The organism is Georgenia sp. Z1344 (assembly GCF_049856295.1).
Lineage (GTDB): Bacteria > Actinomycetota > Actinomycetes > Actinomycetales > Actinomycetaceae > JB111.
The window spans coordinates 114,578-127,079 of the sequence record NZ_JBNDMZ010000001.1; the positions used below are offsets into that span (position 1 = coordinate 114,578).

Consider the following 12,502-nt stretch of genomic DNA (forward strand, 5'->3'; position numbering starts at 1 on the left):
CGTCCGTCTGCGTCACAGCCGGCGGGCGGGGGCTCGTGCCGTCTGCAGGGCCAGGGTCGGAACCTGAGTTGCGCCCGGCGCCTCGGCCACCGACCGGCCACCCGGCCGACGGGCGAGGGCGAGGCACACCACGGCCGCGTCGTCGTCCCCGTTGTTACCCTTGCGGGCAACGACCTGACCGCGCGCGCCGTCCCGAGCCGAGAATCCGGCTCCGCCGCAGCGCCCCGACCGACGAAGGACCTACGTGTTCGCCTCCCTCTCCGACCGGATCACCGGCGCCTTCAAGGGCCTGCGCGGGAAGGGGCGACTCTCCGAGGAGGACGTCGCCACCACCGTCCGGGAGATCCGGCGGGCCCTGCTCGAGGCCGACGTCGCGCTCCCGGTCGTCCGGGAGTTCACCGGTCGGATCCGCGAGCGCGCCACGGGGGCCGACCTGTCCAAGGCTCTCAACCCGGGCCAGCAGGTCATCAAGATCGTCCACGAGGAGCTCGTCGAGGTCCTCGGCGGCGAGTCCCGCGACCTCTTCATCGCCAAGCACCCGCCGACGGTCATCATGCTCGCCGGCCTCCAGGGCGCCGGAAAGACGACCCTGGCCGGCAAGCTCGGCAAGTGGCTGCGCGAGCAGGGCCACACCCCGCTGCTCGTCGCCTCCGACCTCCAGCGGCCCAACGCCGTCACCCAGCTCCAGATCGTCGGCGAGCGCGCCGGCGTGTCCGTGTGGGCGCCGGAGCCGGGCAACGGTGTCGGTGACCCGGTCGAGGTCGCCCGCTCGGGCCTCGAGCGCGCCCGGCAGGCCATGCACTCGGTCGTCATCGTCGACACCGCGGGCCGCCTCGGTGTGGACGAGGAGATGATGCGGCAGGCCGCGAACATCCGCGACGCGGTCCAGCCGCACGAGACCCTGTTCGTCCTCGACGCGATGATCGGCCAGGACGCCGTCACCACCGCGAACGCGTTCGCCGAGGGGGTCGGCTTCACCGGCGTCGTCCTGTCCAAGCTCGACGGCGACGCGCGCGGTGGCGCCGCCCTGTCCGTCCGCGGTGTCACGGGCGTGCCGGTCCTGTTCGCCTCGACCGGTGAGAAGCTCGAGGACTTCGAGCGCTTCCACGCCGACCGCATGGCGTCCCGCATCCTCGACATGGGTGACGTCCTCACCCTCATCGAGCAGGCCGAGCGGACCTACGACGCCGCCGAGGCGGAGAAGCTCGCCGAGAAGCTCGCCGGCGACGACTTCACGCTGGGGGACTTCCTCGGGCAGCTCCAGCAGATCAAGAAGATGGGCTCGATGAAGAAGATGCTCGGGATGCTCCCGGGCATGGGCCAGATGCGCGAGCAGCTGGACAACTTCGACGAGCGCGAGGTCGACCGCGTCGAGGCGATCGTCCGCTCGATGACGCCCGCCGAGCGCGACAACGTCAAGATCCTCAACGGCTCGCGGCGCTCGCGCATCGCCAAGGGCGCCGGCACCACCGTCCAGCAGGTCAACTCCCTGCTCGAGCGGTTCGAGCAGGCCCGGGTGATGATGCGCAAGATGAACAGCGGCGGCGGCATGCCCGGCGCGGGCGGGTTCCCAGGCGGCCCCGGCATGGGCGGCGGAAAGAAGTCCAAGGGCCGTCAGGCGCCGCAGGTGAAGAAGAAGAAGAAGGGCAAGAGCGGCAACCCCGCCAAGCGCGCGCAGCAGGAGCGCGAGCTCGCCTCGCGCGCGTCCGCCCCGTCGGGCGCCTCGTTCGGCGGCGGGGGCACGGGTCCGGTCCAGCCCAAGCCCGAGGACCTCGACATCTCCGAGCTGCAGAAGTACCTGCGCTGACGCTGTCGACGCGGATGCGGACGTCGACGCGGACGCCGGTTCAGTCCCCGGGTGGACGTCCGCTCGCCCGCCGGGTGTGCTCGCTCGCCAGGTTCCCGCACGCGTCGGGCGGACATCCGCTCACTCGCCGGGTGAGGGTCAGCGGATGCGCGTGCCGCGCAGGACGATCGCCGTCGGCCGCCGCGTGACGCCCACGTCAGTCCGCGGGTCGTCCGCGTAGACGACGAGGTCGGCGCTCGCCCCGTCCTCGATGCCCGGTACACCGAGGTAGCGCCGCGCCTCCCACGTCGCCGCCGCGAGGACGCGCTCGTGCGGGATGCCCAGCTCGGCGCACGCCACGAGCTCGTCCGGCAGCGTGCCGTGGTCAAGCGTGCCCCCGGCGTCGGAGCCCATGAGCAGCGGCAGGCCGGCCGCCACGACCTCGCCCCAGAACTCGCGCCGCCGCGCGTGCATCGCCCGCATCCGGGCCGCGTAGACGGGGTACTTCGCGCCGGCCTGGTCGGCGAAGTCGCCGAACTGGGCGGTCTGCCGGGCCGTCACCGTCACCGGGACGCCGCGGGCGGCCAGCTCGGTCATGTGGTCGGTCGTCATGCCTGTCCCGTGCTCGAGGCAGTCGACCCCCGCGGCGAGGCAGTCCTCGACCGTCTCGGTGGCGAAGGTGTGGACGGTGACGCGCGCGTCGTTCTCGTGCGCGGCCGCGACGGCGTCGGTCAGCACGTCCCGCGGCCACAGCGGCGTGAGGTCGGCGTCGGCGCCGAGGGACCGGTCGATCCAGTCGCCGACGAGCTTGACCCACCCGTCCCCGCGCCGCGCCTCCTCGGCCACGGCCTCGGGCAGCAGCGCGACGTCGTCGAGCTCGCGCGCGAAGTTCCTGATGTAGCGCTTCGGGCGGGCGATGTGCCGGCCGGCGCGGAGCAGCCGGGGCAGGTCGCCGCGGTCGTCGACCCAGCGCGTGTCGGCGGGGGAGCCGGCGTCGCGGACGAGCAGCACGCCCGAGTCGCGGTCGGCGAGCGCCTGCGCCTCGGCCGTCGCCTCGTCCACCGCGCCTCCCGCGCCGAGCCCGATGTGGGCGTGCACGTCGACCAGACCCGGCACGACGACGCCGCGCACCTCGTCGGACGCCTCCGCCCCCGGCGGGGGAGAGGTGTGGATCCGCCCCGCCTCGACCCAGATCTCGGGCAGCACGGTGCTCTCGTCGACGACGACGGTGCCGCTCAGGTGCAGCGGGCGTGACGGGGCGCTCATGGGGACGAGGGTCGCACGGGTTGACGGTTCGTCGGTTCCGTGGTTCATTAGTCGAGTAATGAACCAACGAAGGAGGTGACGAGATGTTCGACGGGCCCGAGCCGATCTACCAGCAGATCGCGGAGCACCTGCGTCGGCAGATCGTCACCGGCAACCTCCGGGAGGAGGAGCAGGTCATGTCGACCACCCAGTTCTCGACCACGTACCGGATCAACCCGGCCACCGCGGCAAAAGCATTTGCGCTGCTGGTGGACGAGGGCATCCTGTACAAGCAGCGCGGCGTCGGCATGTTCGTCGCCCCGGGCGCCCCCGCCGCCCTCCTCGCCAGCGGGCGCGAGGCATTCTTCGCCGAGCACCTCGACCCGGTGCTCGCGGAGGCCGCCGCCCTCGGCATCACCGAGGGCGAGATCATCGCCCACATCAAGGGAGCGACGTCATGACCGGCTACCGCGTGGAGATCGACGACCTCGGCGTCCGGCTCGGCCGCACGCAGGCGCTCGACGGCGTCACCACGACGATCGAGCCGGGCTCCATCACAGGCCTGCTCGGCCGCAACGGCGCCGGCAAGTCGACGCTCCTCGGCGTCGTCGCCGCCCTGCGCCGCCCCACCTCGGGGCGCGTGCGCGTCGAGGGCGCCGACCCCTTCGAGCACGAGACCCTCATGGAGGGCACGTGCCTCGTCCGCGAGGCCGGCGACCTCTTCACCACGGAGAACGTGCGCGCCAACCTGCGGGCCGTGCGCCAGACCCGCCCCCGGTGGGACCAGGCGTTCGCGGACGAGCTGCTCGACGCGTTCGAGGTCGACCCCAAGAAGTCGGTCGACGCGCTCTCGCGCGGCAACCGGTCGGCCGTCGCCGCCACGATCGGGCTCGCCTCGCGGGCGCCGCTGACGATGTTCGACGAGGTCTACCTCGGGATGGACGCACCCTCGCGCGCCCTGTTCTACGAGCGGCTGCTCGCGGACTACGCCGAGCACCCACGCACGATCGTCCTGTCCAGCCACCTCATCAGCGAGATCGAGCAGCTGCTCGAGCACGTGATCATCCTCGACCGCGGCGGGCTGCGCGTGGCCGGCGACGCGGACGAGATCACCGCCGGCGGACTCACCGTCACGGGACCCGCCGACGCGGTCGACCGCGCCGTCGCCGACCTCGAGGTCCTCGCCGTGCGCACGCTCGGCGGCACGAAGGAGGCCGCGGTCTACGGCCGGCCCGACCGGGCCACCCTGCGCGGCCTGGAGGACCAGGGGCTCGCCGTCGGCCGCCTCGGCCTGCAGGAGCTCGTCATCCACCTCACGGAGCGCACGTCATGACCTCCACCGACCCCACCCTCACCACTCCGACCGCCGTGCCCGGCACCGGGCGGGGCACGCGCCCCCAGTGGGGCCGCGCCACGGCCTCGATGCTGGGCGTGCACGGCGTCGTCGGGGCGTGGTTCTGGGCGCTGGCCGTCGTCGCCGTCGTCGTCGCCACCCTGCTCGTCGACCACTTCACCACCGTGCGCGTCTCCGTCATGCAGTTCGCCATCTACGCGACCCTGTGGTTCCCGTTCTCGATCGCCGTGGCCATCGCGGTCGTCCTCACCACGTGCGTGGCCAACGGGATGACGCGACGCTCGTTCATCCGCGGGGCGCTCGCCTCGTCCTTCGTCGCCGCGCTCGGCCACGGGCTCGTCATGGCCCTGCTCCTGATTGTCGAGGGCTGGATCTACGGCGCGCTCGGCTGGGCGCACGGCGCCATGGGCACCGACGACGACGGGATCGTCGACGGCATCTGGGAGTCCGGGCTGCTCGCGCCGTGGGCCGTCATCGCGCTCATGGTGCTCGCCGGGCTCGTCTCGGGCCTCGCGGTCGGCGCCGGCTACCACCGGTTCGGCGGCCTGCGCGGCACGCTCCTGCTCCCGTTCGCCCTGCTGCCGGTCCTCGGCGCACAGGTTCTCGTCGACCTCGGCCGGCCCGACTCCGTCGGCAACCTCGCGGGCCTCGGCGGCTGGGTCTACCTCATCGTCGGCGGAGCGACGCTCGTGATCGCCGGCTACTTCGCGGCCGTCGTCCGGCGTACCCCGATCGGCGGCGTCGTGGCCTGATCGCCCGCGCCCGCCCACCGGTCCGTCCCACCCACGGGCACGGACCGCCCACCAGCTCCACACGTACCGCACCCCCGAAGGAGGGGACACCTGTGTCATCCGCCATCGAGATCACCCACCTCCGCAAGACCTTCGGCCAGAAGGTGGCCGTCGCCGACGTCAGCCTGAGCGTCCAGCCCGGCGAGATCGTCGGCATCCTCGGCCCGAACGGCGCCGGCAAGACCACCAGCGTCGAGATCCTCGCCGGCCTGCAGAAGCAGGACTCCGGCACCGCCCGCGTCCTCGGCATCGACCCGCAGGCCGACCCCGCCGCCGTGCGGCAGGTCCTCGGCGTCCAGCTCCAGGAGTCCAAGCTCCCGGCGAAGATCACCGTCGAGGAGGCCCTGCGCCTCTACGCGGCCTTCTACCCCGAGCCGGCGGACGTCGACGAGCTCATCGCCATGCTCGGCCTCGAGGACTCGAGGCGCACCCGGTTCGACGACCTCTCGGGCGGTCAGCAGCAGCGCCTGTCCATCGCGCTCGCCCTCGTGGGCAGCCCGCAGGTCGTCATCCTCGACGAGCTGACCACCGGGCTCGACCCCGTCGGCCGGCGCGAGACCTGGAAGCTCGTCGAGCGGGTCCGCGACTCCGGCGTGACGATCCTCCTCGTCACGCACTTCATGGACGAGGCCGAGCACCTCGCCGACCGGATCGTCGTCATCGACGCCGGCCACGTCGTCGCCGAGGGCACCCCGGCCGAGCTCACCTCCGCCGACTCGGGCCAGACCGTCCTCACGGTCGGGCTGCCCGCCGGCGCCGCCGACCCGGAGGACCTGATCCGGGACCTCGACGCCGTCAGCGACGTCACCCGCCGCGGCTCCGCGCTCAGCATCACGGGTGGCACGCGCGTCCTGCCCGACGTCGTCGCCGCCCTCGACCGCGCGGGCATCGTGCCCGCGTCGCTCAACACCCGTACCCGCACGCTCGAGGACGTCTTCGTCGACCTCACGAGTGCCCAGCCCGAGGAGGTTGCCGCATGACCGCCACCGCCCACGCCACCACGACCCCCGTGCCCCGAGCCGCGCGCCAGCGAGGCCTCGGCGCCCTCGTCCGCTCCGAGGCCGTCCTGTTCCTGCGGGACCCCGGGTCGGTGTTCTTCGCCCTGTTCTTCCCGCTCATCCTCGCCGTCGGGCTCGGCTTCGCCATCCCCGGCATGCGCGACACGATCGAGTCGCCCGGCACCTCCTACGACGGGGTGACCGTCATCGCCTCGTTCATGCCCGTCATCCTCGCGACCGCGATCGCCGCACCCGCGCTGACGACGCTCCCGTCGTACATCGCGGGCTACCGCGAGCGCGGCGTGCTGCGCCGCCTCGCCGCGACGCCGATGCGCCCGTCCGGCATCCTCGTCGCCCAGGTGATCGTCAACGTCGCGGCGTTCCTCGTGGCGGCGGTGCTCGCGCTCGGTGTCTCGGCGCTCGTCCACGACCTCGTGGTCCCCACCCAGCCGGTACTGCTCGTCCAGGCCGCCCTGCTCGGGCTGGCGTCCACCTTCGGCATCGGGCTCCTCATCGCCGCGTTCGCGGCGAAGGCCTCGACGGCGAACGGACTGGGGATGCTCGTGTACTTCCCGATGCTCTTCTTCGCGGGCCTGTGGACGCCCGGGCCGATCATGCCGGACATCGTCGAGTCGATCGCCCGGTTCACGCCGCTCGGCGCCGCCAGCCAGGCGATGACCGAGGCCTGGTTCGGCTCGGGCGTGCCGTTGCTCCAGCTCGTCGTCATGATCGCCTACGTGGCCGTGCTCTACCCGCTCGCGGCCCGCCTGTTCCGCTGGTCCTGACCACCCACCCGCGCGAGCCTGACCACCCACCCGCGAGAGGCTGACGACGTGAGCTCCACGCACACCCCGCTCGACGCGCGGCTCGAGGACGTCATCGTCCGGCTCGGCCGCACGACTGCCCTGGACGCCGCGATGTGCGGCTTCCGCGAGGGCCGGATCACCGGCCTGCTCGGCCGCAACGGCTCGGGCAAGACCACGGCGCTGTCCGCGCTCGCCGGCTTCCGCAGGCCGACCCGGGGGAGCGTGCGGGTGGGCGGGCGCGACCCGTTCGACGACGCGCAGCTCGCGCCGGCGATCTGCCTCGTGCGCGAGTCCGGAGACGTCGTCCCCGACCAGCCCGTCGAGGACACGTTCCAGATCGCGGCCATGCTGCGGCCCACGTGGGACCAGGCGTGGGCCGAGCAGCTCCTCGACCACTTCGGCATCGACCCGAAGCAGCACCCGGTCAAGATGTCGCGCGGCCGACGGGCCGTGGTCGGCGCGATCCTCGGGCTGGCCTCGCGCGCCCCGCTGACGATGTTCGACGAGGTCCACCTCGGGATGGACGCGCCCACGCGCGTGGAGTTCTACGACCTGCTCGTGGCCGACTACGCGCGCAACCCCCGCACGATCGTCCTGTCGAGCCACCTCATCTCCGAGATCGAGAACGTGCTCGAGGACGTCGTGCTCCTCGACGACGGGCGGGTGGTCCACGACGGCGGCGCCGAGGACCTCCGCTCCCGCGGGGCCACCCTCACCGGACGCACGGACGACGTGCGGGCCGCCGCCGCCGACCTCACCGTCCTCGCCGAGCGCAGCCTGGGCCCCACCAGCGAGCTCACCGTGCTCGCCGACATCGACGCCGCCACCCGGGCCGACCTCGCCCGTCGAGGCATCGGGGTCGGTCACCTCGGGCTCCAGGACGTCGTCATCCACCTCACCGGGAGCTCCTCATGACCACCCTCGCGTCCGACCTCGTCCGGGCCCCGCAGCACGCCGGGCCGCGGCGGCCCCAGTGGCTCTCGATCGCCGGCTGGAACACGGTCGCGCACGGCTACGTCACGCTCATCGCCCTCGTCATCGGGATCGCCGCCGCAGCCGTCACGCTCACGGTCCTCGCGGTGGGGTGGAGCGTCGACCGGTCGTGGGTCGCGTCGCTCTCGTCGCTGGCCTTCGGCGTGCCGTTCGTCGTCGGCCTTGTGCTCGTGCGCCAGCACATGGTCGCGTTCGTGCCGCAGGGGGCCACCCGGCCCTCGGTCGTCCTCGGCAACCTCGCGTCCGCCCCGGTGGCCGGCCTCGTGTGGTCGACGGGGGCGACGCTCCTCATGGCCGCCGAGGCGCTCGCCTTCCGGGTCGCCGGGTGGGAGCACGCCTTCCCGGAGTCGGACGTGCCGACCGCCTGGGAGCGCGGGTGGTGGTTCTTCGCGCTCGTCATGGCCGCCAACTCGTTCGGGGCCGTCCTGTCCGGCCAGCTGGTGGGCGCCCTGTTCTACCGCCTGCACGGCGGCGCGGTCGTCGGGGCGATCCTGCTGACGATCCCCGCGCTCCTGCCGGTCGTGGGAGTCGCTGCCCTCGTCACCGGCAACGACATGCAGGGCGAGATGTTCCAGCGGATCTCCGACGTCGGGCCGACGCCCGTGACGGTCCCGCTCGTGCTGCTCGGCGCCGTGGTGCTGACGGCGGTCGGTCTCTGGCTCGTGCTGCGCGACGCCCCGGTACGCAACCGCCCCGCCTGACCGAGCCGGACCGTCCCCGACGACGACACCCCGCCCGACCTCGCGTCGACGTGGCCACCGGCCGTCCGGGGGTGGGGCCACGGACCGCCTGTCGACGTGGCTCCCGGCCGCCCGTCGACGTGGCCGACGGCACGCGCCCGCCCGCCGACGACCGGTGCCGGCGGGGGAGATGTCTGGCACAATGGCGGGCTGTACCCGGTGTGCGTGGGCCCCTCTCTCCCGCGCGGACCGTGTCCCGGGCAGCAACCGTCGTCGTGTTCCCACCGTCGGCGCGCGCACGCCCACCTGAACCCCAGAACCAGGAGCACCCACTCAAGTGGCAGTCAAGATCCGACTCAAGCGTCTCGGCAAGATCCACGCCCCGCACTACCGCGTGGTCGTCATGGACTCCCGCACCCGTCGCGACGGCAGGGCCATCGAGGAGATCGGCCTCTACAACCCGATGCAGGAGCCGTCGCTCATCCAGATCGACTCCGAGCGCGTGCAGTACTGGCTCGGCGTCGGCGCGCAGCCGACCGAGCAGGTCGCCGCGCTCCTCAAGGTGACCGGCGACTGGCAGCAGTTCAAGGGCATCGACGGCGCCGAGGGCACGCTGCGGACGAAGGACGCCTCCGAGGAGACCGTCGCCGCCGCCCGCGCCGAGGCCGTCAAGGCCGCCGAGGACGCCGCCGAGAAGCGCAAGTCCGACGCGTCGGCCAAGAAGGCCGAGGAGGAGGCCGCGGCCGCCGCCGAGGCGAGCGCCGACGAGTCCACCGACTCCGACGACGCGGCCGCCGAGGGGTCGACCGAGACCGCCGAGGGCGGCGCCGAGGCTCCGGCCGAGGAGGCCTGACGTGCTGGCCGACGCCCTCGAGCACCTCGTGCGCGGGATCGTCGACAACCCGGACGACGTCCACGTGGCCGAGCGCTCGCTGCGCCGCGGCGACCTGCTCGAGGTGCGGGTCAACCCCGCGGACCTCGGGCGCGTGATCGGGCGTCAGGGGCGCACCGCGAAGGCGCTGCGCACCGTGATCGGCGCGCTGTCGACCTCGGGCCCCGTGCGGATCGACGTCGTCGACACCGACCGCCGCTGAGCACACCGACGCCGGACCCGGCCCGCCTCGCGGGCCGGGTCCGCGTCGTTCGCACCACCGTTCGTCCCACCACCGTTCGTCCCACCATCGTTCGTCCCACCACAGTCCACCGGGCCTGCCGGCGCGCGCCGCGCGGCCCCACCGGTCAAGGAGTCGCCGTGCAGCTCACCGTCGCCGTCGTCGGGGCCCCGCACGGGCTGCGGGGCGAGGTCCGGCTCGACGTCCGCACCGACGACCCCGAGCGTCGTCTCGCCGTGGGTGCCACCCTCGAGACGGACCCCGCGGACGCCGGGCCGCTCGAGGTCACGAGCACCCGGGTCGACCGCGGCTCCTACTACGTCCGGTTCGCGGGGGCGGAGGACCGCACCGCGGTCGAGTCGCTGCGTGGCGTCCGGCTCGTCGTCGAGACCGACGAGGAGGACGACGAGGAGGACGCCTGGTACCCGCACGAGCTACGGGGCCTGCGCGCCGAGCACGTCGACGGCCGCACGCTCGGCGAGGTCGTCGACCTCCGGGCCGCCCCGGGGCACGACCTCCTGCTCGTCCGCGAGACCGACGGCCCCACGACCCCCGTGCCGTTCGTCCGCGCGCTCGTGCCGGTGGTCGACGTCGCCGCCGGGAAGGTCGTCCTCGACCCGCCGCGCGGCCTGCTCGCCGGCGACCCGCTGCCCGAGGATGCGGACGAGACCGGGACCGACGACGAGAACCCGGTCGACGACGGCCCGGACGTGACTGACGCAGGTGCCACCGACGCGGGCCCGACCGACGCGGGGCACTGACGTGCGCATCGACGTCGTGACGATCTTCCCCGACTACCTCGCGCCGTTGGACCTCAGCCTCATCGGGAAGGCCCGGCGCGACGGCCTCGTCGACCTCGCCGTCCACGACCTTCGGGACGTGACGACCGACCGTCACCGCACCGTCGACGACACCCCGGCCGGCGGGGGAGCGGGCATGGTCATGCGCGCCGACGTGTGGGGCGAGGCCCTCGACCCGCTGCTCGCGGTCGGCGGCGTCCTCGCGATCCCCGCCCCGGCCGGCGAGCCGCTCACGCAGGCCACGCTCGACTCGCTCGCCACCGGCGACGGCCCGCTCGTCGTCGCGTGCGGACGGTACGAGGGCATCGACGCCCGGGTCGCCGAGCACTACCGCGGCCGTGACGATGTCCGGGTCCTCGAGTACTCCCTCGGCGACTACGTGCTCAACGGCGGGGAGGTCGCGGCGCTCGCGCTCGTCGAGGGGGTCGTCCGGCTGCTGCCCGGCGTCGTCGGGAACCCCGACTCGCTCGCCGAGGAGTCCCACGCCGGCGACGGCACCCTCGAGTACCCGGTCTACACCCGGCCGACGGAGTGGCGCGGGCTCGAGATCCCGCCCGTCCTCACCTCCGGCGACCACGGCGCCGCCGCGGCCTGGCGGCGCGAGCGCTCGCTCGAGCGGACCGCCGCCCGGCGCCCCGACCTTCTCGACGCCCTCGACGCCGGAGCCCTCACGAAGGCGGACCGGCGCACCCTCGCGCGGCTCGGCCGGGTCGTCCCCGACGGCGCACCGTCTCCCGTGCCCGTCACCGTCCGCGACGCCGGCCCCGACGACGCCGAGGCCCTCGCCGCGCTCGCCGCCGCCACGTTCGCCCTCGCCTGCCCGCCCGGCACCGCGGAGGAGGACATCGCCGCGTTCGTCGCCGAGCACCTGACCGCGGAGCGGATGGCCGCCCACATCGCCTCGCCGACGGCGATCCTCCAGGTCGCGGAGGTCGGGACCGGGCGTGCCGAGGACGGAACCGGTACCGGTGCGGGATCGGTACGGGGCGCAGCCGACGGCGCGACGGCCCGGCCAGAGCTCGCCGGCTACACGCTCACCCACCTGCCCGGGAGCGCCGACGCCGTGCCGTACGCCGACGACGTCGCGGCCGTCGTCATCGCCCGGCCGGCCGCCGAGCTGTCGAAGATCTACATCGCCCGCGCGTACCTCGGCTCCGGCCTCGGCCGCCTCCTGCTCGACTCCGCGGTCGCGGCCACGGCCACCAGCGAGGTCGACGGGGAGCCCGTGCGCGCCCTCTGGCTCGGCACGAACGCCCGCAACCGACGCGCACGGAAGGCCTACGAGCGCGCGGGGTTCGTCGTCGTCGGCCCGCGCCGGTTCCGCGTCGGCGACCAGGTGCACGACGACGTGGTGATGGTGCGCGACCTCACGTGAGAGCGGTGCATCGGCCCTGGGGGCGGACGGGCCGATGTGGCAGGATGGAGCGGCTTGCGCGGCACAGCCGCGGCCGGTGACCTGCCGCAGGGGGTCCCGGCCCGAGCAGGCACCCGAACCAGACGGCGCCGAGCGCCGACCAGCCGGCCGTGACCTGCGCGCACGGGCGAAGGAGAGATTCTCATGCAGACCCTGGACTTCATCGACGGTGCGTCGATCCGCACCGACGTCCCCGCCTTCCGCGCGGGCGACACCGTCAAGGTCAACGTCAAGGTCGTCGAGGGCACGCGCTCCCGCGTCCAGGTCTTCCAGGGCGTCGTCATCGCCCGCCAGGGCCAGGGCGTCCGCGAGACCTTCACGGTCCGCAAGGTGAGCTTCGGCGTCGGCGTCGAGCGCACGTTCCCCGTGCACGCCCCGACGATCGACTCGATCGAGCGCGTCACCCGCGGCGACGTCCGCCGCGCCAAGCTCTACTACCTGCGCAACCTGCGCGGGAAGGCCGCGAAGATCCGCGAGAAGCGCGACAACGCCTGAGCACCGGCACGACCGAGCCGACCGCTCC

At 73.7% G+C, this 12,502-nt stretch carries 14 protein-coding genes; 13 read left to right on the top strand and 1 reads right to left on the bottom strand.

Annotated elements, in window-relative coordinates:
- Nucleotides 1-244 precede the first annotated feature (244 nt).
- On the top strand, nucleotides 245-1,807 hold the full coding sequence (ffh, locus tag ACPYO6_RS00565; RefSeq protein WP_425712935.1) for a signal recognition particle protein: 1,563 nt from the start codon (nucleotides 245-247) through the stop codon (nucleotides 1,805-1,807).
- Between the two features lie 138 nt (nucleotides 1,808-1,945).
- Here ffh and ACPYO6_RS00570 read toward each other — a convergent pair whose 3' ends face one another.
- Nucleotides 1,946-3,052, bottom strand: coding sequence for an amidohydrolase family protein (locus tag ACPYO6_RS00570; RefSeq protein WP_425712936.1), 1,107 nt, complete (start codon nucleotides 3,050-3,052; stop codon nucleotides 1,946-1,948).
- 83 nt (nucleotides 3,053-3,135) lie between these two features.
- On the opposite strand from ACPYO6_RS00570, the gene ACPYO6_RS00575 reads away from it, so the two are divergent.
- The 12 genes from ACPYO6_RS00575 (at nucleotide 3,136) to rplS (ending at nucleotide 12,474) form a co-directional block, all read left to right on the top strand.
- Nucleotides 3,136-3,492: a GntR family transcriptional regulator gene (locus tag ACPYO6_RS00575; RefSeq protein WP_425712937.1), complete on the top strand. Its 357-nt coding sequence runs from the start codon at nucleotides 3,136-3,138 to the stop codon at nucleotides 3,490-3,492.
- Entirely contained in the window at nucleotides 3,489-4,364 is an 876-nt protein-coding gene (locus ACPYO6_RS00580) for an ATP-binding cassette domain-containing protein (protein WP_425712938.1), read from the top strand. The genes ACPYO6_RS00575 and ACPYO6_RS00580 overlap by 4 nt, the downstream gene beginning before the upstream one ends.
- Nucleotides 4,361-5,137, top strand: coding sequence for a hypothetical protein (locus tag ACPYO6_RS00585; protein ID WP_425712939.1), 777 nt, complete (start codon nucleotides 4,361-4,363; stop codon nucleotides 5,135-5,137). The genes ACPYO6_RS00580 and ACPYO6_RS00585 overlap by 4 nt, the downstream gene beginning before the upstream one ends.
- A gap of 92 nt (nucleotides 5,138-5,229) precedes the next feature.
- On the top strand, nucleotides 5,230-6,156 hold the full coding sequence (locus tag ACPYO6_RS00590; RefSeq protein ID WP_425712940.1) for an ABC transporter ATP-binding protein: 927 nt from the start codon (nucleotides 5,230-5,232) through the stop codon (nucleotides 6,154-6,156).
- The gene (locus ACPYO6_RS00595; RefSeq protein ID WP_425712941.1) at nucleotides 6,153-6,959 is read left to right on the top strand and encodes an ABC transporter permease; all 807 of its coding nucleotides are present in this window, start codon (nucleotides 6,153-6,155) and stop codon (nucleotides 6,957-6,959) included. The genes ACPYO6_RS00590 and ACPYO6_RS00595 overlap by 4 nt, the downstream gene beginning before the upstream one ends.
- A gap of 48 nt (nucleotides 6,960-7,007) precedes the next feature.
- Nucleotides 7,008-7,895 (top strand): ATP-binding cassette domain-containing protein, encoded by an 888-nt coding sequence (locus ACPYO6_RS00600; RefSeq protein ID WP_425712942.1) that lies wholly within the window; start codon nucleotides 7,008-7,010, stop codon nucleotides 7,893-7,895.
- Complete coding sequence (locus ACPYO6_RS00605; RefSeq protein ID WP_425712943.1) at nucleotides 7,892-8,674, top strand: hypothetical protein; 783 nt, start codon at nucleotides 7,892-7,894, stop codon at nucleotides 8,672-8,674. The genes ACPYO6_RS00600 and ACPYO6_RS00605 overlap by 4 nt, the downstream gene beginning before the upstream one ends.
- Nucleotides 8,675-8,990: 316 nt before the next feature.
- Nucleotides 8,991-9,506 (top strand): 30S ribosomal protein S16, encoded by a 516-nt coding sequence (rpsP, locus tag ACPYO6_RS00610; protein WP_425712944.1) that lies wholly within the window; start codon nucleotides 8,991-8,993, stop codon nucleotides 9,504-9,506.
- A gap of 1 nt (nucleotide 9,507) precedes the next feature.
- The gene (locus tag ACPYO6_RS00615; protein WP_425712945.1) at nucleotides 9,508-9,747 is read left to right on the top strand and encodes an RNA-binding protein; all 240 of its coding nucleotides are present in this window, start codon (nucleotides 9,508-9,510) and stop codon (nucleotides 9,745-9,747) included.
- Nucleotides 9,748-9,905: 158 nt separating this feature from the next.
- Entirely contained in the window at nucleotides 9,906-10,526 is a 621-nt protein-coding gene (rimM, locus tag ACPYO6_RS00620; RefSeq protein ID WP_425712946.1) for a ribosome maturation factor RimM, read from the top strand.
- Nucleotide 10,527: 1 nt separating this feature from the next.
- Nucleotides 10,528-11,940: a tRNA (guanosine(37)-N1)-methyltransferase TrmD gene (trmD, locus tag ACPYO6_RS00625; RefSeq protein WP_425712947.1), complete on the top strand. Its 1,413-nt coding sequence runs from the start codon at nucleotides 10,528-10,530 to the stop codon at nucleotides 11,938-11,940.
- Between the two features lie 183 nt (nucleotides 11,941-12,123).
- Nucleotides 12,124-12,474 carry a 50S ribosomal protein L19 gene (gene rplS, locus ACPYO6_RS00630; RefSeq protein ID WP_425712948.1) on the top strand — a complete coding sequence of 117 codons (351 nt, stop codon included), beginning with the start codon at nucleotides 12,124-12,126 and terminating at the stop codon, nucleotides 12,472-12,474.
- Nucleotides 12,475-12,502: the final 28 nt, after the last annotated feature.

Bases quoted from the DNA above. Each gene is read 5' to 3' on its own strand.
- ACPYO6_RS00570 (WP_425712936.1), bottom strand. From the start codon at position 3,052: ATGAGCGCCCCGTCACGCCCGCTGCACCTGAGCGGCACCGTCGTCGTC.
- ACPYO6_RS00575 (WP_425712937.1), top strand. From the start codon at position 3,136: ATGTTCGACGGGCCCGAGCCGATCTACCAGCAGATCGCGGAGCACCTG.
- ACPYO6_RS00580 (WP_425712938.1), top strand. From the start codon at position 3,489: ATGACCGGCTACCGCGTGGAGATCGACGACCTCGGCGTCCGGCTCGGC.
- ACPYO6_RS00585 (WP_425712939.1), top strand. From the start codon at position 4,361: ATGACCTCCACCGACCCCACCCTCACCACTCCGACCGCCGTGCCCGGC.
- ACPYO6_RS00595 (WP_425712941.1), top strand. From the start codon at position 6,153: ATGACCGCCACCGCCCACGCCACCACGACCCCCGTGCCCCGAGCCGCG.
- ACPYO6_RS00605 (WP_425712943.1), top strand. From the start codon at position 7,892: ATGACCACCCTCGCGTCCGACCTCGTCCGGGCCCCGCAGCACGCCGGG.
- rplS (WP_425712948.1), top strand. From the start codon at position 12,124: ATGCAGACCCTGGACTTCATCGACGGTGCGTCGATCCGCACCGACGTC.